Origin of the sequence: Nocardia sp. NPDC059228 (assembly GCF_042754245.1) — a bacterium.
GTDB lineage: Bacteria > Actinomycetota > Actinomycetes > Mycobacteriales > Mycobacteriaceae > Nocardia.
Window position 1 is genome coordinate 114217 of the sequence record NZ_JBHZAL010000021.1, and the last position, 18721, is coordinate 132937.

Annotated in this window: 17 protein-coding genes; 13 read left to right on the forward strand and 4 right to left on the reverse strand. The window is 69.1% G+C overall.

The window, feature by feature from the left end:
- Positions 1–9: 9 nt before the first annotated feature.
- The 5 genes from ACFXKA_RS28015 (at position 10) to ACFXKA_RS28035 (ending at position 5362) form a co-directional block, all read left to right on the forward strand.
- The gene (locus ACFXKA_RS28015; RefSeq protein WP_379429559.1) at positions 10–984 is read left to right on the forward strand and encodes a carbohydrate ABC transporter permease; all 975 of its coding nucleotides are present in this window, start codon (positions 10–12) and stop codon (positions 982–984) included.
- Complete coding sequence (locus tag ACFXKA_RS28020; protein WP_379429560.1) at positions 984–1883, forward strand: carbohydrate ABC transporter permease; 900 nt, start codon at positions 984–986, stop codon at positions 1881–1883. The genes ACFXKA_RS28015 and ACFXKA_RS28020 overlap by 1 nt, the downstream gene beginning before the upstream one ends.
- Positions 1884–2025: 142 nt before the next feature.
- Entirely contained in the window at positions 2026–4233 is a 2208-nt protein-coding gene (locus tag ACFXKA_RS28025; RefSeq protein WP_379429561.1) for a transglycosylase domain-containing protein, read from the forward strand.
- A 240-nt stretch (positions 4234–4473) separates the two neighbouring features.
- Entirely contained in the window at positions 4474–4929 is a 456-nt protein-coding gene (locus ACFXKA_RS28030) for an effector binding domain-containing protein (RefSeq protein WP_354841042.1), read from the forward strand.
- Between the two features lie 7 nt (positions 4930–4936).
- Complete coding sequence (locus ACFXKA_RS28035) at positions 4937–5362, forward strand: GyrI-like domain-containing protein (RefSeq protein ID WP_354841040.1); 426 nt, start codon at positions 4937–4939, stop codon at positions 5360–5362.
- A 60-nt stretch (positions 5363–5422) separates the two neighbouring features.
- On the opposite strand, the gene ACFXKA_RS28040 is transcribed toward ACFXKA_RS28035, so the two are convergent.
- Together ACFXKA_RS28040 and ACFXKA_RS28045 are read right to left on the reverse strand one after the other, a co-directional pair.
- Positions 5423–6520, reverse strand: a complete 1098-nt coding sequence (locus ACFXKA_RS28040; protein ID WP_354841037.1) for an inositol-3-phosphate synthase — start codon at positions 6518–6520, stop codon at positions 5423–5425.
- Positions 6513–7070 carry a PadR family transcriptional regulator gene (locus tag ACFXKA_RS28045; protein WP_040862623.1) on the reverse strand — a complete coding sequence of 186 codons (558 nt, stop codon included), beginning with the start codon at positions 7068–7070 and terminating at the stop codon, positions 6513–6515. Before ACFXKA_RS28045 ends, ACFXKA_RS28040 begins: the two co-directional genes overlap by 8 nt.
- Before the next feature lie 147 nt (positions 7071–7217).
- Between ACFXKA_RS28045 and ACFXKA_RS28050 the strand changes: the two genes are divergently transcribed.
- From ACFXKA_RS28050 to ACFXKA_RS28060, 3 genes are all read left to right on the forward strand, one after another.
- Positions 7218–7631, forward strand: coding sequence for a DUF5318 domain-containing protein (locus tag ACFXKA_RS28050; RefSeq protein ID WP_354841034.1), 414 nt, complete (start codon positions 7218–7220; stop codon positions 7629–7631).
- Positions 7632–7944: 313 nt separating this feature from the next.
- On the forward strand, positions 7945–10605 hold the full coding sequence (locus ACFXKA_RS28055; protein WP_379429562.1) for a transglycosylase domain-containing protein: 2661 nt from the start codon (positions 7945–7947) through the stop codon (positions 10603–10605).
- Between the two features lie 93 nt (positions 10606–10698).
- Positions 10699–12312, forward strand: coding sequence for a glycosyltransferase family 87 protein (locus ACFXKA_RS28060; protein ID WP_379429578.1), 1614 nt, complete (start codon positions 10699–10701; stop codon positions 12310–12312).
- Here ACFXKA_RS28060 and ACFXKA_RS28065 read toward each other — a convergent pair.
- Positions 12309–13871, reverse strand: coding sequence for a TerD family protein (locus tag ACFXKA_RS28065; RefSeq protein WP_379429563.1), 1563 nt, complete (start codon positions 13869–13871; stop codon positions 12309–12311). The two genes, ACFXKA_RS28060 and ACFXKA_RS28065, sit on opposite strands and share 4 nt — an antisense overlap.
- Before the next feature lie 119 nt (positions 13872–13990).
- On the opposite strand from ACFXKA_RS28065, the gene ACFXKA_RS28070 reads away from it, so the two are divergent.
- From ACFXKA_RS28070 to ACFXKA_RS28090, 5 genes are all read left to right on the forward strand, one after another.
- Positions 13991–14731, forward strand: coding sequence for a hypothetical protein (locus ACFXKA_RS28070; protein WP_379429564.1), 741 nt, complete (start codon positions 13991–13993; stop codon positions 14729–14731).
- A gap of 81 nt (positions 14732–14812) precedes the next feature.
- Positions 14813–15814 carry a dihydroxyacetone kinase subunit DhaK gene (dhaK, locus tag ACFXKA_RS28075; protein WP_379429565.1) on the forward strand — a complete coding sequence of 334 codons (1002 nt, stop codon included), beginning with the start codon at positions 14813–14815 and terminating at the stop codon, positions 15812–15814.
- Entirely contained in the window at positions 15814–16431 is a 618-nt protein-coding gene (dhaL, locus tag ACFXKA_RS28080; protein ID WP_379429579.1) for a dihydroxyacetone kinase subunit DhaL, read from the forward strand. The genes dhaK and dhaL overlap by 1 nt, the downstream gene beginning before the upstream one ends.
- Positions 16428–17174, forward strand: a complete 747-nt coding sequence (dhaM, locus tag ACFXKA_RS28085) for a dihydroxyacetone kinase phosphoryl donor subunit DhaM (RefSeq protein WP_379429566.1) — start codon at positions 16428–16430, stop codon at positions 17172–17174. Before dhaL ends, dhaM begins: the two co-directional genes overlap by 4 nt.
- Positions 17155–17913, forward strand: coding sequence for an isocitrate lyase/phosphoenolpyruvate mutase family protein (locus ACFXKA_RS28090; RefSeq protein WP_354841329.1), 759 nt, complete (start codon positions 17155–17157; stop codon positions 17911–17913). Before dhaM ends, ACFXKA_RS28090 begins: the two co-directional genes overlap by 20 nt.
- Here ACFXKA_RS28090 and ACFXKA_RS28095 read toward each other — a convergent pair whose 3' ends face one another.
- Positions 17914–18717: an HAD family hydrolase gene (locus ACFXKA_RS28095; RefSeq protein ID WP_364609748.1), complete on the reverse strand. Its 804-nt coding sequence runs from the start codon at positions 18715–18717 to the stop codon at positions 17914–17916.
- Between the last annotated feature and the right edge of the window lie 4 nt (positions 18718–18721).

The window sequence follows — 18721 nt, forward strand, 5'->3', positions numbered from 1 at the left end:
GAACAAGCAATGCGAAACGCACAGCCACGGCCGAAACGCCGGGGGGCCGCCCTCGGGGTTTCGGCTCGGGCGTGGCTGTTCGTCACGCCGGTGCTGCTCGCACTGACGGTCGTCATCGGCTATCCGGTGGGCCGGGCGGTGTGGATGTCCTTCCAGAAGGACGCGGGCCTGGACAAGTCCACCGGCATGTTCGTCGAAGGCGGCAGCGCCGGATTCGGCAACTACAGCCACTGGCTGCTGCAGCAGTGCACCAACTCGCTCGGCGAGACCGTGTCCTGCCCGCCCGGCAACACCGGCTCCCAGTTCTGGGCCGCCGTGGGGGTCACGCTGCTGTTCACCGTGGTCACGGTGGCGCTCGAGACCACCATCGGCCTGGGCATGGCGGTCATCATGGGCAAGACCTTCAAGGGCCGTGCGCTGCTGCGCGCCGCCGTGCTGATCCCCTGGGCCATCCCGACCGCGGTCACAGCGCGGTTGTGGGAGTTCATGTTCCAGTACAACGGCGTGGTGAACCGGGTGCTCGGCACCCACATCCTGTGGACCGCCGACGCCTGGCCTGCCCGCTTCGCGGTCATCATCGCCGACGTGTGGAAGACCACCCCGTTCATGGCGCTGCTGATTCTGGCCGGCCTGCAGGTGATCCCGGAGGACGTCTACGAGGCCGCCCGGGTCGACGGCGCGTCCGCCTGGCAGCGCTTCGTCAACATCACGCTGCCGCTGCTGAAACCCGCTCTGCTGGTGGCGATCCTGTTCCGCACCATGGATGCGCTGCGCCTGTACGACCTGCCCGCCATCATGACGCGGAACCTGGCCGCCACCCGCACCGTCTCGATGCTGGTGACGGAATCGAAATCGCTGCCCAACAGCGCCTCCGCGCTGTCGGTCATCACCTTCCTGCTCATCTTCACCGTCGCGTTCTTCCTGGTGAAGGTGCTGGGGGCGAACGCCGTTCGCACCCAGGAAGAGCAGCGGGAGGCGCACTGATGAGCATCGAACTCACGAAGGATGTCGTGGCCGAGCCGAAAAAGCCGATCCGGCAGTCGGTTTCGTGGACCAAACGCCTGTCCTCCGGGCGCGTGTACGTGGGCGCGCTGATCGTGCTGGTGTGGGGGCTCGGCCCCTTCTACTGGATGGTCGTCACCGCCCTGCGCGATCCGGCCTACACCTTCGACAACACCCCGTGGCCCACCCACGTCACGCTCGAGAACTTCCGCAACGCCTTCGACACCAGCCGCGGCAACAACTTCGGCCGGGCGCTGGCCAACAGTGTGATCATCGGCAGCGCCACCACGGCGGCCGCGCTGATCCTCGGCGTGATGGCGGCCTACGCGCTGGCGCGGCTGACCTTCAAGGGCAAGTACCTGGTGTCCGGGCTGGTCCTCTCGGCCTCCATGTTCCCGGCCGTCGTGCTGGTGACGCCGCTGTTCCAGCTGTTCACCAATATCGGCTGGATCGGCCAGTACCAGGCCATGATCATCCCGAACATCTCGTTCGTGCTGCCCATGACCGTGTACATCCTGGCCTCGTTCTTCGCCGAACTGCCATGGGAATTGGAGGAGGCCGCCCGCATCGACGGCGCGTCCCGCTTCCAGGCGTTCCGGCTGATCATGCTGCCGCTGGCCGCGCCCGCGGTGTTCACCACCGCGATCCTGGCGTTCATCGCCGCGGTCAACGAATACCTGCTGGCGTCCCTGCTCTCCAGCGACAAGACCGAACCCGTGACCAAGGCGATCGCCCGGTTCTCCGGCAACGATCCGCTGGTGCCGCCGTACACCGCGATCATGGCCGCGGGCACCATCGTCACCATCCCGCTGGTCATCATGGTGCTGCTGTTCCAGCGCCGCATCATCTCCGGACTCACCGCCGGCGGCGTCAAGAGCTGAGTGTCCGGGTAGGTGGCTCGGGGCCGTTGTCCCCGAATCACTTACCCGCTCCGTCCGGGCGCGTCGATTAGCATTGGTCCCGCCGCGCGGGGTGGTCGCGGGCGTCTCGAAAGCTTTGTCGACGCTCCGGAAGGAGATGCTCGTGAGCTCGACCGGCACCGCAGGGTGGGACGAGCTGGCCACCGCGGCCGCGCATCGGCAACGTCCCCACCCGCACAGCCGGCCCCGGCGCCGCCCGAAACCGCCCCGGGGTCCCGACCAGCCCGAACCCGCGCCGAAACCGCCCCGCACCCGCGGGCAGCGCATCCGGCGGCTGCTGCTGGCGCTGTTCCTGGTCCTGGTGATCATGCCGGCCACCCTGCTGGGCATCGCCTACTGGAGCGCCGAGATCCCGGACCCGGATACGGTGCAGACCAACCAGATCGCCACCATCCTCGGCTCCGACGGCACCACGGTGATCGCGAAGGTCGTTCCGCCGCAAGGAAATCGGGTTCCGGTGCCGCTGACCGACGTGCCGCCGCCGGTGCGCCAGGCCGTGCTGTCGGCCGAGGACCGCGACTTCTATCGCAATCCGGGCTTCTCCACCTCCGCGTTCCTGCGCGCGGCCCGCGACAACCTGCTCGGCCGCGACGACGCGGGCGGCGGCTCCACCATTACCCAGCAGTATGTGAAGAACGCCTTCCTGACCTCGGAACGCACGCTGAGCCGCAAGATGCGCGAACTCATCATCTCCGCGAAGATGGCCCGAGAATGGAGCAAGGACGACATCCTCGCGGCCTACCTCAACACCATCTACTACGGTCGCGGCGCCTACGGCATCTCGGCCGCGGCCAAGGCGTACTTCGGCAAACCCGCGCCCGAACTGACCCTGGCCGAGGGCGCGGTCCTGGCCTCGGTGATCCGCACCCCCTCGCTGCTGGATCCGGAGACCCACCTCGATCAGCTGCGCGCCCGCTGGGGATACGTCCTCGACGGCATGGTCGAGATGGGGGTACTGAACCGCAATGACCGCGCCGCCACCCAGTTTCCGGCCATCGTCCCGGGCGCCCAGGTGGACGACAGCACCCCGCGCGGCCCCGAGGGGCTGATCCGCGCGCAGGTCCTGCGCGAACTACGCGCCTCCGGCATCAGCGAACGCGAGCTGAATACCGGTGCGCTGCAGATCATCACGACGATCGACGCGAAAGCACAGCAGGCCACGCTGAACGCGGTCGGCAAGGTACTGAGCGGGCAGCCGGGCGAACTGCGCACCGCCGTGGTGTCGATCGACCCGCGTTCGGGGGCGGTGCGCGCCTACTACGGCGGACCCGACGGCACCGGCTTCGATTTCGCGCAGGCCCCGCTGCAAACCGGTTCGGCCTTCAAGACTTTCGCCGTGCTGGCCGCAGTCGAGCAGGGCATTTCCCTGTCGTACCGGCTCGACAGCGCACCCCTGACCGTCAATGGGGAGAAGATCTCGAATGTGGACGGCGAGTCCTGCGGCATCTGCTCGCTCGGCGAAGCGTTCAAGCGTTCCCTCAACACCAGCTTCTACCGGCTGGCTCAATCCCTGTTCGAGGGCCCGAAAGCCATTGCGAACGCGGCACATCAGGCCGGCATCCCCGACCAGATCCCGGGCGTGCCCGGCAAGACACTCACCGAGGACGGCGGCGGCCCGCCGCTGCCCGCCATCGTGCTGGGCGCCTACTCGGTGCGCCCCATCGACATGGCCTCGGCCTACGCCACCCTCGCCGCCTCCGGCACCTACCGCGCCCCCTATTTCGTCCAGAAGGTGGTGACCGGCGACGGCCGCGTCCTCCTCGACCGCGGCGCCGACCCGAACAAACCCGAACAGCGCATCCAGTCCTCGATCGCCGACACCGTGACCCAGGCCATGCTCCCCATCGCCGCCTACTCCAGCGGCCACACCCTGGCCGGCGGCCGCCCCTCGGCCGCCAAGACCGGCACCACCCAGCTCGGCGACACCGGCCAGAACAAGGACGCCTGGATGGTCGGCTATACCCCCACCCTCTCCACCGCCGTCTGGATGGGAACCGAACAGTCCCAGCCCATCCGCACCGCCCGCGGCGCCCCCATCTACGGCGCCGGCCTCCCCGCCGACCTGTGGAAACAAACCATGGACGCCGCCCTCGACGGCACCCCCATCGACCAATTCCCCAACCCCACCTCACCCCCCGGCAACCTGATCCCCAACCAACCCCCCGACCCGCCCTCCGGTAACGGCGATTACGACATCCTCAACCCACCCACCCCGTCCCCCCAGCAACAGCCGGTCCTCGTCATCCCCCCAGCTCCCACCCCCAAACAGGTGGAAATCTTCCCAGGCCTCAGCCTCCCCGTCCCGGGCTAGGCTCCCCCGCCGCCCCGACCGCCACGAAATAAATTGCGCCCCTGGCATACGCCTGCGAGGCATCGCACCGGGGTCGCAGGCGTCCCGTTGATCATGTTTCGCGCCTCCTTGCCCATCTCCGCGCGGCCGCGGATATTGTGGAAGCCGCCACCGGATTCAGCGACTCCGAATGCCGGTGGCAGGATGCGGGTTGGGAGCAGGGTGGGGTCGGAGACAGCACGAGACATAGGGGCGACGCCGGTGGAATTCAATGTCGTTGAACGCCACGAAACGCTGGTAGCCGGAACAGTGCTACGCAGTCCGGCACTCGCGGTCGAAGGGCCGCGCCGCGCGAAGGTCGAGGAGGCTTGGAAACGTAATCTGGCACGCGATCTGCCCGGCCCGCCGGCGACCGCCTATGTGGATCACGCACCCGAGATCGGTTCGTATCTGACACATATCGTGGGCTACGAATGCAACAAGGCGGACGACCTTTTGCCCGGCGATGTACTCGCCCGTATCCCGGCCGGAAAATTCGCCCGCTTCAATCGCACTGGCGACAATCTCGGCGACACCATCGTGTCGATCTGGCGCACGGTCTGGGACCTCGAGGCGGCCGGCACCCTGGTCCGCGCCTACACCGGGGATTTCGAGCACTATCCGGACAACCGGACGGTGGAGGTTTTCGTCGCGCTGGATCTGAGCGCGGAGGGGTAGGGGAGCTGTGGACTTCGAAATCGTCACCCTGGATGAGTTCCTGGTCGGCGGGCTGACCATTCCCCTGGCGGGCCGTGAGGTCACCGCCCGCGACCTGGACCTGGTCAACTTCACCTGGGACCGCTACCTGGCCCGCGAGAAGAGCGTCGAACGCGTCGCGGCCTACATCGGCCAGAACGACCACGCGGTTGCCGTTCTGGGATACGAGCTTTCGAGCATGGCCGACCTCGACACCGGTGATGTGATGACCCGCATCCCGTCGGGCCGCTACGCGAAATTCGTTGTCTCCGACAAGCCTTACGACCTGCTGCGCACCGCGTGGGCGAAGGTCGCCAAGGCCGAGAACGCGGGCACCATCACCCGCTCCCACACCGCGGAGATCGAGCGCTACACCGGCCCCACCTCGGTCGAGGTCTACGTCTCCCTCGACTGACATCGAACGACGAAGGGCGGCATCGCGATTCGCGATGCCGCCCTTTGCGTTGCCGGGTTCCTACTCGGCCCCGATGATGAACGCCTCGAGCTGTGCCCGGGCGACGTCGTCGGCGAGCTGCTTCGGCGGGGACTTCATCAGGTAGGCCGACGCCGGGAGGACCGGGCCGCCGATGCCGCGGTCGCGGGCGATCTTGGCCGCGCGCACGGCGTCGATGATGATGCCGGCCGAGTTCGGCGAGTCCCACACCTCGAGCTTGTACTCCAGGTTCAGCGGCACGTCACCGAAGGCGCGACCCTCGAGCCGGACGTAGGCCCACTTGCGGTCGTCGAGCCACTCGACGTAGTCCGACGGGCCGATGTGCACGTTGCGGTCGTACACCTTGCCCGAGAGCGGGCCCTCGAGGTTGGAGGTCACGGCCTGGGTCTTGGAGACCTTCTTCGACTCCAGCCGCTCGCGCTCGAGCATGTTCTTGAAGTCCATGTTGCCGCCGACATTGAGCTGGTAGGTGCGGTCCAGCACGACGCCGCGGTCCTCGAACAGCTTGGCCATCACGCGGTGGGTGATGGTCGCGCCGACCTGGGACTTGATGTCGTCACCGACGATCGGCACGCCGGCGTCGACGAACTTCTGGGCCCACACCGGGTCGGAGGCGATGAACACCGGCAGCGCGTTGACGAAGGCCACACCCGCGTCGATGGCGCACTGGGCGTAGAACTTGTCGGCCTCTTCGGAACCGACCGGGAGGTAGGAGACGAGGACGTCGACCTTGGCATCCTTCAGCGCCTTGACTACGTCGACCGGCTCGGCCTCGGACAGCTCGATGGTCTGCGCGTAGTACTTGCCGATGCCGTCCAGCGTCGGACCGCGCTGCACGGTGATGCCCGACGGCGGCACGTCGGAGATCTTGATGGTGTTGTTCTCGCTGGCGAAGATCGCGTCGGACAGGTCGAAGCCGACCTTCTTGGCGTCGACATCGAACGCGGCGACGAACTTCACGTCGCGGACGTGGTAGGGACCGAACTTCACATGCATGAGCCCGGGAACGGTCGAATTCTCGTCCGCGTCCTTGTAGTACTGCACGCCCTGAACCAGGGAAGATGCGCAGTTACCCACGCCGACGATGGCCACCCGAACTTCGGTGTTGATCTCACTCATGGCCGATATTTCCCTCTTTCTGTGGTGCCGCCTTCGTCGATTGCTCCGCAGCAATCAACTCGTTGAGCCAGCGCACTTCGCGCTCGCTTGATTCGAGACCTAGTTGATGGAGCTGGCGGGTATAGCGGTCCAGTTGCCCGCTGGCGCGTTTTATCGCTTCCCGCAGTCCTTCTCGGCGCTCCTCGACCTGCCTCCGCCGCCCCTCCAGGATTCGCATCCGCGCTTCCGCGGGGGTGCGGCCGAAGAAGGCCAGATGAACGCCGAAGCCGTCGTCGGTGTAGTTCTGTGGTCCGGTGTCGGCGAGCAGTTCGGCGAACCGCTCCCGCCCGGTGTCGGTCAGGTTGTAGACCCGCCGCGCACGGCGTGTTGCCAAGCCCTGCGGACTCTCCTCCGCGATGAGGCCGTCGGACTGCATGCGCCGCAGGGTCGGATACAGCGACCCGTAGGAGAAGGCCCGGAACGGGCCCAGCAGACCAGTGAGCCGCTTGCGCAACTCGTAGCCGTGCATCGGTGATTCGAGGAGCAGCCCGAGGATTGCCAACTCGAGCACGGGCTTCACCTCCTGACTGTTCTGTTCAGATCTAACCGATGGATGCAGTTCCAAACTATATCGCGCCGATATATTTTGCACGCGCCAGTTCCGGGGAGGCGGAACAGCGCGTGCGGGCTCCGGGGCCCCGCAAGTACTCTGGGTCCCGTGCGAATACAGCGGCAGGTGGTGGACTATGCGCTCCGGCGCCGGTCCCTGCTGGCCGACGTCTACGCGGGCCGGGTGGACGTCGCCGAAGTGTGCGATGCGAATCCGTACCTATTGCGTGCGGCGAAGTTCCATGGGCGGGGGAGCGAGGTCACATGCCCTATCTGCAGGAAGGAGCAGCTGACTCTCGTATCGTGGGTCTACGGCGACGGGCTCGGTCCCGTGGCGGGCTCCGCCCGCACGCCGGAGGAACTGGTCCGGTTGGCCGAGACTCGGGAAGAGTTCTCGGTGCATGTGGTCGAGGTGTGCCGGACCTGTAGTTGGAACCATCTGGTGCAGTCCTATGTGCTGGGGCTGGCCCCGGCGCCGACACGCCGCCGGCGCACCAGCGCCAGGCGCACGGCCGCCGAGTGAGAGGCCACGTCGACTGCTGAACAGCGGGCAGGAGCCTGCCCGCCGCGGTGCACGCGCGTGACCGCATCGAGCCACCCGGACCGTATCGACCTAGTTATTGGAGAGCCAGGCTGTGACATCGCCCTATGACGACGGACCGCACGGCGGCCGCCCCCGTGGCGGTTCGCAACCCGGCCCCGGCGGCTACCCGCCGCAAGCGCAGGGAGGTGGAGCGAGACCGGCAGGACCGCCGCCTGGGGCACGTCAGCCGGCGGGACGTCCCGCGCCGGGGAATGGCGTCCCGCCGCGCGGACCTGCGGGCGGTCCCGGCGGCATGCCGCCGCGCGGACCCAATGGGCAGCCGCAGCGCGGACCCGCGCCGCAGGGCGGTCAGCCGCCGCGGCGTCCCGGACCGCCGCCCCAGCGTCCCGGCAATCCGGATGCGACACGCAAGTTTCCCAATCCCGCCAACTCCGGCCCGAACGAGCGGGTGAATACCGGAGCGCGACAGGCGGTTCCGAATCACATCTCGCGGGCGGCCACGTCCGACCGCAACCAGCGGATCGACGATCGTGCGGTGCGCTCCGGCGCGGGCACCGGGACCCGGCCGCGCCCGGCCGATGACCGCGCCCGTCCGCCGTCGGGCGCGCAGCCCGCGGCCCGGCGCGCGCAGGGCGGCACCCCCTCGGGTCCGCCGCCGCGGCGGCCCGGTGGCGGCTCCGGCGGAGGCGGCCAGGGCGGCAAGGGCTCCCGCAAGACCTCGTATTGGCGGCTGGCCCGGCGCCTGGTCTACATCGGCATGGCGCTGGTGCTCGGGCTGGCGAGTTCGGTGTTCCTGTACGCGTATTCGACGGTGAACGTGCCGCAGCCCGGCGACCTGAAGAACAATCAGGTGGCCACCATGTTCATGAACGACGGCACGTCGGTGCTGGCGAAGGTCATTCCGCCGGAAGGCAATCGCACCGACGTCACGATCGACCAGATCCCCCCGCACGTGCGCAATGCGGTGATCGCCGCGGAGGACCGGTCCTTCTACACCAATCCGGGCTTCTCCATTCAGGGCTTCGGCCGCGCGTTCGTCGGTCAGCTCACCGGCAACACCGACGCCGGTGGTGGTTCGACGATCACCCAGCAGTACGTGAAGAACGCGATGGTCGGTAACGAGCACTCGCTGACCCGAAAACTGCGCGAGCTGGTGATCTCGGCCAAGATGGCCAAGCAGTGGTCCAAGGATCAGATCCTGGCCGCGTACCTGAACACCATCTACTTCGGCCGTGGCGCCTACGGTATCGACGCGGCATCCAAGGCGTACTTCGACAAGAAGGTCCAGGACCTGTCGGTGGCCGAGGGCGCGGTGCTGGCCGCGACCATTCAGCAGCCGTCGAACCTGGATCCGGAGAAGAATCCGCAAGGGGCGCAGGCACGCTGGAAGTACGTGCTGGACGGCATGGTCGACGGCGGTAACCTGCCCGCGACGGACCGCGCGAACATGCAGTACCCCGCCGTGATTCCCGCGGTGCAGGCGCAGAAGGACAAGACGCTGGACTCCGGTCCGGAAGGCCTGATCAAGACCCAGGTGCTCAAGGAGCTCGAGGCCGCCGGCATCACCGAGCACGATCTGAACACCGAGGGCCTGCAGATCACCACGACCATCGATCCCAAGGCACAGCAGGCGGCAGTGGACGCGGTCACCAAGGTGATGGACGGCGAACCCGACAAGCTGCGCGCCGCGCTGTCGTCGGTGGATCCGAAGACCGGTGCGGTGCGCGCCTACTACGGCGGCTCCGACGGCCAGGGCCTGGACTACGCGAATCAGGGTCTGCCGCCGGGCTCCTCGTTCAAGGTGATCGGTCTGGCCGAGAACCTGGAGATGGGCAAGCCGCTCTCGACGCTGTACGACTCCTCGCCGGTCACCGTGCACGGCATCACGATCACCAACGTCGAGGGCGAGCAGTGCGGCATGTGCACCATCGCCGAGGCGCTCAAGCGCTCGCTGAACACCAGCTTCTACCGCATGGAGCTGGACATGCCCGGCAACGGCCCGCAGAAGATCGCCGACATGGCGCACAAGCTCGGTATCCCGGACACCATTCCGGGCGTGGGCAAAACGCTGGTCGAGCCGGACGGCAGCCCGCCCAACAACGGCATCGTGCTGGGCCAGTACCGGGTGCGCACGCTGGACATGGCCTCCGCGTACGCCACGCTGGCCGCCTCGGGCATGTATCACGCGCCGCACTTCGTGCAGAAGGTCGTCGCCTCCGACGGCACCGTGCTGCTGGATCGCGGTGAGACCGCGGGTGAGCAGCGGGTCTCGGCGGCGGTGGCGGACAACGTGACCGACGCGATGAAGCCCATCGCGGCGTGGTCGCGCAACCACCAGCTCGCCGGCGGCCGCCTCTCGGCCACCAAGACCGGTACCAACCAGAAGGACGGCAGCAACGAGAACCGCGACGCCTGGATGGTGGGCTTCACCCCGTCGCTGTCGACCGCGGTCTGGGTGGGTACCGATCAGGGTGACGCGCTGCGCAATGCCAGCGGCGGCATGATCTACGGCTCGGGTCTGCCGGCCGACATCTGGAAGGCCACCATGGACGGCGCCCTCAAGGGCACGCCCAACGAGAACTTCCCGAAGCCGGGCGTGATCGGCGGTCAGGCCGGTGTGCCGTCGTGGTCGGCGCCGTACACCGCGCCCTCGACCACCGAGCAGCAGATCGCGCCTCCGGTGATCACCACCAGCCAGATGCCGATTCCGGGTCTGCCGTGGTCGATTCCGGTTCCGGGCCTGGCGCCGAATCCGCAGAACCAGCGGCAATCCCAGCCGGAGACCCAGGATCCGGGCAATGGCAATGGGAACGGCAACGGCAATGGGCCCGGTCCGATGCCGGGTCAGCCGGTGGCGCCGGCCGACGGTTCGACACCGACGACCGCACCGAACGGCGGCTATGGAAACGGCAATGGGACCGGCAACGGCAACGGACGGCAGCAGACTCGGTAGCCTGCTGCCGTGATCGAGCAGGAACTGGTGCACCGGCCGGGCGCCTCGGGCGCGCCGGCCGGTGACGCGCTGAAGCCGGGGGAGGCAGCTGGAGTGGAACATGCCGGCGCACAGCGCGATACGCATGTGGTCTACGAGTCGCCGGAACCGCTGGCGGCCGATCTGCGGTCGGCCGACGACCGGGACAAGCCCAGTCGCACCGATACGCTGACCGCGCAGCTCTGCGATTTGATCGGCGGGCCGGTCGGCGACCACGCGGTGATCGGCCGGGTGCGTTTCTGGACCCCCATGCGGGTGCTGATGGCGTTCGCGGTGCTGTTCCTGGCGTTCAGCTGGTTCGGCAAGGCGGGCTGCATCCAGCAGCGGCCCGACGCCAACGGCCTCATGGGCCTGGATTGGAACAATGGCCGCCAGTACATCGCCATGTGCTACTCCGACACGGTGCCGCTGTACGGGGCCGAGCATCTCAATGAGGGCGCCTTCCCGTACAAGAAGCAGTGGGTGGAGTTTCCCGACGGCCGTCCGCAGGTCCGGTACATGGAGTATCCGGTGCTGTCGGGCCTGTACCAGTACGTGTCCATGGGAATCGCCAAGGCGTGGAAGCTGTCCCCGCTGCCGGGGCACAAGGCGCTCGAGGTGGTCATCTACTTCGATGTGGTGGCCATCGGACTGTCGCTGGCCTGGCTGGTGACCATCTGGGCGACGGCATTGACGGCCGGGCGGCGGGTCTGGGACGCCGCGCTGATGGCGCTGTCGCCGCTGGTGCTGGTGCACGCGTTCACCAATTTCGACACGCTGGCAACGGCTTTCGCGGCGGGCGGGCTGCTGGCCTGGGCGCGGCGGCGGCCGGTGCTGGCGGGCATACTGCTGGGCCTGGGCGGGGCGGCGAAGCTGTATCCGCTGCTGCTGCTGGGGCCGATCCTGATCCTGTGCGCCCGCGCCGAGCGACTCGGTGAGGACGAGGCGGCGTGGGGCGGCATCCGCCCGCTGCGCGCGGCGGGCGGGGCCATCGCGGCGGCGGCCATCACCTGGCTGGCGGTGAACGCGCCCATCGCGGCGCTGTACCCGAACGGCTGGTGGGAGTTCTTCCGGCTCAACACCGAACGGCATGCCGACCCGGATTCGGTCTACAACGTGATCACTTCGTTCACCGGCTGGACCGGCTTCGACGGGATACTGAGCGCGCAGCAGGCGCCCACGGTGCTGAACGCGGTGTCGCTGCTGCTGTTCCTGGCGGCCTGCGCGGGCATCGGCTGGATCGGGCTGACCGCGGCGCGCCGGCCGCGGCTGGCGCAGTTGGCATTCCTGGTGGTGGCGGCCTTCCTGCTGACCAACAAGGTGTGGAGCCCGCAGTATTCGCTGTGGCTGGTGCCGCTGGCGGTGCTGGCGCTGCCGGAGCGGCGAATCCTGTTGGCGTGGATGACGATCGACGCCCTGGTCTGGGTGCCGCGCATGTTCTATTACCTGGGCCAGGACCACAAGGGCCTGCCCGAGCAGTGGTTCACCGGCACGGTGGTGTTGCGCGATCTGGCGGTGATCGCGTTGTGCGTCCTGGTGATCCGGCAGATCTACCGTCCGGATGAGGATCCGGTGCGCCGCGACGGCGCCGACGATCCGGGGGGCGGCATCGTCGACCGCGCCCCGGATCCTTCGCATGCCTGGTTGCCGCCGTTGCTGCGGCCCAGGCAGCCGATGCCGGCGCCCTAGAGGAAGCGGGCCAGCTGCGGCACCGCCTCGCCGGGGTGCTTGGCCTGGAATCCCTCGCCGAGGGCCTGGAGCTTCCAGTCCGCGCCCGGGGCCGGGCGGTACACCTTGGCCATCGCCATGGCGGTGAAGGACATGCCGCCCGCGAGGGTGTAGCGGGCGAGTTCGGCATTGGTGGCGGCGTCGACCAGGCGGCAGTAGGCGTTGGCGATCTGCTCGAACGTGTGGCCCTTGTAGGAGGTCACGATGAACAGCAGCGTGGTGACCTGGGCCGGGATGCGGGAGAGATCGACCATGATCTCCTCGTCGTCGCCGTCGCCCTCGCCGGTCAGGTTGTCGCCCTGGTGGCGGATGGCCCCGTCCTTGGAGTTGAGGCTGCCGTAGTAGACGACATCGACGGGGCTGTGGTCGGCGAAGAGCACCACCGAGGCGTCCAGGTCCACGTCGACGGACTTGTTGCCGAAGATGCCGCCGCGCTTGACCGGATCCCAGCCCAGGCCCATCTTCACGTAACCCAGTGCGCCGCCGCCTTCTTTGCGCAGGTTGATGCGCTGGCCCTTGACCAGGCTGACGGCGTGGCCGGCCGGCAGATCGCGGTCCTCCTGCGCCGGCCGTGAGTAACCGCCGGCCGGCGGGGGATAGTCGCCGACGGGCTGCTGGTAGGCGGGCGGCGGCGGATACGACTGTCCCGGAGGCGGATACCCCGTGCCCGTCGGCGGCGGGTACCCGCCGGTGGGCTGGTACTGCTCGGTCGGTGCGGGCGGCGGGTAGCCGCCGGTGGGCGCGTATTGCGCGGGCGGCGGGTAGCCCCCGGCCGGCGGGTACTGGTCGGTGGGCTGTGGATAACCCTGTCCCGGCGCGGGCGGCGGATAGCCGCCGGTCGGCGTGTAGTTGCCGGTGGGCGCGGGGGCCGGGTATCCGCTCGGCGCGGACGCGAATTGTTCGGGCGCGGGCGCGAATTGCTGTGGCGGGGACGTGAATTGCTGCGGCGCGGGCGCGACCTGCTCCGGGGCGGGCGGGGGCGGCGGGGCCGGGGACGGTGCGGGGGATTGCGGGGCCTCGTTCACCTGGACGCCGTGGTCGGTGACCAGCGCGGCGAATCCGCCCGCGTAGCCCTGTCCGACGGCGCGGGCCTTCCATCCGCCCTGGCGCCGGTACAACTCCAGTGCGATGACGATGGATTCGCTGCTGAGGCCCTCGATCCGGTACTCGTACAATGCGTTTCCGGCCGCATCGCTGACCTGCGCGACCGGCACGGACAGCTGCCCGAAGCTGGCGGTGGCGTCGTCGAGGGTGATGACGGCCCGAAGCTGTTCGATATCAGCGGGAATCGCGTCCAGCGACACGGCGAGGACGGCGGGCTGACCGGGCGGGCCCGGCCGCAGGGTCACACCGGGCCCGGAGGGTTGGTTGAAGAACACGAAATCGGCATCGGAGCGCACCGTGCCGGCGGTGGTGACCAGTAGTGCGGACAGGTCGGCCGGTGCGGCCACCTGCACGCTGATCACCAGATCATGGACGCTCAGAGGGCCGTTCTGGCCCTTCACCAAAACTGCGGACAAGATCGACCCTTCGTTGTCGGTGCTGTCGTTGCCACTCTACGAGACCATGGCGACACGGACCCGCGGCGTGGTTGCGGTGGTGTCCGGGGATGCCCGGACGGCGTGGCAGTATCGGCTGGGTGAGCGACGGTGAGGTCGATCCCGCGGAAGCGCACGAACAGTATCTGCGAGCCTTCCGGCACCCCGCCGTGTCCCGAGACCAGCTGCGCGACCTGCTCGATGCCGTGAACGCCTTCCTGGACACCATCACTCCCAAGCGTGGCGAGTACGTCCCCAGCGGCGGCTGGGCCCCCGAGTCCACCGCCATGGCCTTTCAGATCGGCCGTGCGGTCGAGCAGGTGCTGTCCGAGCGGGAGGACGCCGATCGGGAGCTGGTGCGCCGCCGCGATATTCGCGATCGCCTGGTGGCGGCCCTGGACGCGGTGCTGGATTGCCTGCGCACCCTGCCCGAACTGGCCGACGCCGAGGTGAAGCTGGGCACCATCTGCGTGAACGAGGGCTTCCAGGTCTACGAGGACGGGTCGGTGCGTACCACGCCCATGCAGGAGGCGAGAGCCGATGCCGGGCTGCTGGAGCGCCGCCGCGCGGAATTGGACGAGCAGATGACGGCCGCGGTGGCCGCCCGGGCCGACCTGGTGGACGACACCACCGACCTGATCCGGGAGCGGCTCGGGGTGGCCGAGGTGGGGATTCCCTGGGTGATCCTGGCCGCCACCCAGGGCGGGCTGGACGTGTCCGAGCCGTTCGAGTTCGCGGCCGATCACCTGCCCGACTGCGAATTGCGGGATCTGATGGTGCAGCTGGTGACCGATATCGAGCTGGCCCGCACGCTGGAGGAGCCGGCCGAGCCACAGCATTAGCCGGAATCGCCACCAAAGCCGCACCGGCGGTGCGAGTCTGGCTCGCAGGGAACCGAACCGGCCTTCCGAGGGGAGAATTCGGTGAAGAAGCTCATCAATGATCCGGCCGAGGTGGTGGCTGCCGCGCTGAGCGGACTGGCCGCGGCGCATCCCGAACTGCGGGTGGATGTGAAACAGCGCATCGTGGTGCGTGGCGACGCGCCGGTTCCGGGCAAGGTGGGCCTGGTCTCGGGCGGTGGTTCCGGTCACGAGCCGCTGCACGGCGGGTTCGTCGGGCTCGGCATGCTGGACGCGGCCTGTCCGGGGGAGATCTTCACCTCGCCGGTGCCCGATCAGATCCGGGCCGCCACCGCCGCGGTGGACGCCGGGGCGGGTGTGCTGCACATCGTGAAGAACTACACCGGCGATGTCATGAACTTCGAAATGGCCGCCGAGCTGGCGGCCGCCGAGACCGGTACCGGAATTCGGTCGGTGGTGGTGAACGACGATGTGGCCGTGCAGGACAGCCTGTACACCGCGGGGCGGCGCGGGGTGGGTGCCACGGTGATTCTGGAGAAGATGGCGGGCGCGGCCGCCGAACAGGGCCGGCCGCTGGCGGAGGTGGCGCGCGTCGCGGAGGCGGTGAACGCGCGGTCGCGCAGCATGGGCATGGCGCTGACCTCGTGCACGGTCCCGGCGGTCGGGCATCCGACCTTCGAGTTGGGCGAGTACGAGATGGAGATCGGTATCGGCATTCACGGCGAGCCCGGCCGGGTGCGGGCGCCGCTGGCCCCGGCGCGGGATGTGGCGCAGCTGCTGCTGGAGCCGATCCTCGCGGATCTGCCCTTCGCACAGGGTGATCGGGTGCTGTGCTTCCTCAACGGGATGGGCGGCACGCCGCTCATCGAGCTGTATGTGATGTTCGACGAGGTGTCGCAGATCCTGCGCGGGCACGGAATCCACGTCGAGCGATCGCTGGTCGGCCCGTATATCACCTCGCTCGAAATGGCGGGCTGTTCGATCACCCTGACCAGGCTGGACGAGGAGCTGACGGCGCTGTGGGACGCGCCCGTGCGGACTCCGGCGCTGCGGTGGGGGATCTGATGGCGGCGGTGGACGCGGCCGCCTGGGTGCGCGATTTCGCGGTGCTGGTCGACCAGAACGCCACCGAGCTGACCGCGCTGGACGCGGCGATCGGCGATGCCGATCACGGCACGAATATGCAGCGCGGCATGGCGGCCGCCGTTGCGGCGCTCGATGATTCGACTCCGGGCAGCCCCGGGGAGATCTGCAAGCAGACCGCCATGGTGTTGATCCGCACCATCGGCGGCGCCAGCGGTCCCCTGTTCGGGACGTTCTTCCTGCGCTTCGCCGCGGCGATCGAAAGCGGCTCCGATATAGCCGATTTCGCGCGCGCGTTCCGGGCCGGGCTGGACGGTGTGATCGCGCGCGGCAAGGCCCAGCCCGGTGACAAGACCATGGTGGACGCGCTGGGACCCGCGGCCGACGCCCTCGAGCAGGAGGTGGCCGATGGCGTGTCGGCACGGCAGGCTCTCGATGCCGCCGTGACCGCCGCGGAGGCCGGACGGGACGCCACCACGCCGCTGGTCGCGCGCAAGGGTCGGGCCTCGTATCTGGGCGAACGCAGTGCGGGACACCAGGATCCGGGCGCCACCAGTGCGGCGCTGCTGGTCCGGGCCGCCGGGCAGGCGCTGCGATGATCGGCCTGGTGGTGGTTTCGCACAGCCGGGCGCTGGCCGAGGCGGCCGTGGCGCTGGCCGCCGGGCTGCTGCCCGATCAGGGTGTGCCTGTCCGGATCGCGGCGGGACTGTCCGATAGCGAATTCGGCACCGACGCCGTCGCTGTCGCCGAGGCGATCACCGCCGCCGATTCCGGGGACGGCGTCCTGGTGCTGATGGATCTGGGCAGCGCGGTGCTGTCCGCCGAGACCGCGCTGGATCTGCTCGAATCCCCCGTCGCCGTGCGGCTTTCCGCCGGACCGCTGGTCGAGGGCCTGGTGTCGGCGCTGGCCGCGGCCGGTGGGGGCGGCGATCTGGACGCGGTCGCGGGGGAGGCCGGGAACGCCCTGGCCGCCAAGCGCGCGCAGCTCGCCGACTCCGCCGGCACCGGTCCGGCCGGCGATCCACAGTCATCCACAGCTGTGCGGTCTGTGGATGATTCGGCGATCACCGAAATCATCGAGGTGACGAACGAACACGGCCTGCACGCCCGCCCGGCCGCCGAGCTGGTCTCGGCCCTGCGCGAGGTCGACGCGGTGGTGACCCTGCGCAATGCCACCACCGGCGCCGGTCCGGTCCCGGGTGACAGCCTGACCCGGGTGCTCACCCTCGGCGTGCATCCCGGCCAGCGGCTGGAGGTCAGCGCGACCGGGCCCGAAGCGGCGCGGGCGGTCGCCAAAGTCCGCGCCCTGACCGAGAATCGAGATCATGACCAGCCTCGCTGACAAAGCCACGACGTTTCTGTCCCTGCACCAGCCCGGGAATCCGGTGATCCTGCCGACGGTCTGGGATTCCTGGTCCGCGAAGCTGGTGCAGGAAGCCGGATTCGGGGCGCTCACCATCGGCAGCCACCCGCTGGCCGATTCCATGGGCAAGCCCGACCAGGAGGGCATGACCTTCGCCGAGGTGCTGGGCCGGGTACGGGAGATCACCGCCACCGTCGACATTCCGGTGTCGGTCGACCTGGAGTCCGGCTATGCCGAGAAGCCCTCCCGGATCATCGAGGGCCTGCTCGAGGCGGGCGCGATCGGCTTCAATCTCGAGGACTCCGTGCACAGCGAGGGCGGGCGGCTGCGCACCCCGCAGGAGCATGCCGACCTGGTCGCCGAGCTGCGCGCCGCCGCGGACGCCACCGGCGTGCACGTGGTGGTCAACGCCCGCACCGACGTGTTCCTGCGCCCGGACACCGGCGCGCCGGAGGAGCGGCTGCAGAGCGCGCTCACCCGGCTGCGGCTGGCCGCCGAGGCGGGCGCGGACGTGCTGTACCCGGTGGGCCGGCACGAGCCGGACGTGCAGCGCACGCTGACCTCGGAACTGCCGTTGCCGGTCAATGCCATCGGCCTGCCCGATCAGGGTTCGCCCGCCTACTTCGCCGAACTCGGCGTGGCGCGAGTCAGTTTCGGCCCGTTCCTGCAGCGCGCCCTCACCGAGGCGGCGAACACCCTGCTGGCCGGCTGGCGCTGATCAGGACCGGACCCGCAGGAAGTAGTCGAGGATCTCCTCCGCGGCACGGATGCCGGACGCCGCGGTGACGGCCACGCGCGGGTGGTTCCAGTTCCGCTGTTCCAGTTCGCCGTGGCGGGGCCGGATGGCGACGTCGGCGGTGCGCAGCATCTCGGCATCGAGCGCACCGTCGCCGGCGGCCAGCAGGCGCGATTCGGGATGCAGTTCGCCAGCGTCGAGCAGGCGGCGGCGCACCTCCTGCACCGCGCGGCTCTTACAGACCGGCGCGGGCATGGTGTAGATCTTGCGGCCCTGCTGGGAGACCGTCCAGCCGCGCGGGCGGCACCAGGCGTCCCAGTCGGCGAGGAAGCCGGCGGGCACCCGCTGCGGATCCACCACCAGGTAGCAGAACAGGTCGTCGGCCTCGCGCAGGCGCAGCGCGAAGGATTCGTCCACGCGCGCACGCAGTTCGGTGCGCACCTCGACCAGGGTGGCGCATTCGGCGCGCACCCGCGCGTCCAGCGCGGAACGCCAGCGGCGGTCGGGGAGCCCGTTGCGCAGGATGGTGCCGCCATTGCTGGTGACCGCATAGGGCAGGGGCCCGCCGGGCAGCCGGACCCGGTGGTACTGCTCGATGGTGCGGGTGGTGACCGGAACCACGGCCGCCGCCGAGGCGAGCCTGCTCAGCCGCTGCGCCGCGACGACCGTCATGTACGACAGCGGCTGTCCCTCATGGTGTTCCACGCACACCGTGTCCGGTTCGGTGTTCCCGAAGGCCGCCCGCGTGTAGATCACCGTGCGATCCAGATCCGTCGCCACCATCATCCCG

What these genes read in the sequence shown, in the direction of transcription:
- ACFXKA_RS28015 (WP_379429559.1), top strand. Translation starts at nt 10, where the DNA reads ATGCGAAACGCACAGCCACGGCCGAAACGCCGGGGGGCCGCCCTCGGG.
- ACFXKA_RS28020 (WP_379429560.1), top strand. Translation starts at nt 984, where the DNA reads ATGAGCATCGAACTCACGAAGGATGTCGTGGCCGAGCCGAAAAAGCCG.
- ACFXKA_RS28040 (WP_354841037.1), bottom strand. Translation starts at nt 6,520, where the DNA reads ATGAGTGAGATCAACACCGAAGTTCGGGTGGCCATCGTCGGCGTGGGT.
- ACFXKA_RS28055 (WP_379429562.1), top strand. Translation starts at nt 7,945, where the DNA reads ATGCCGCCGCGCGGACCCAATGGGCAGCCGCAGCGCGGACCCGCGCCG.
- dhaL (WP_379429579.1), top strand. Translation starts at nt 15,814, where the DNA reads ATGGCGGCGGTGGACGCGGCCGCCTGGGTGCGCGATTTCGCGGTGCTG.
- dhaM (WP_379429566.1), top strand. Translation starts at nt 16,428, where the DNA reads ATGATCGGCCTGGTGGTGGTTTCGCACAGCCGGGCGCTGGCCGAGGCG.
- ACFXKA_RS28095 (WP_364609748.1), bottom strand. Translation starts at nt 18,717, where the DNA reads ATGATGGTGGCGACGGATCTGGATCGCACGGTGATCTACACGCGGGCG.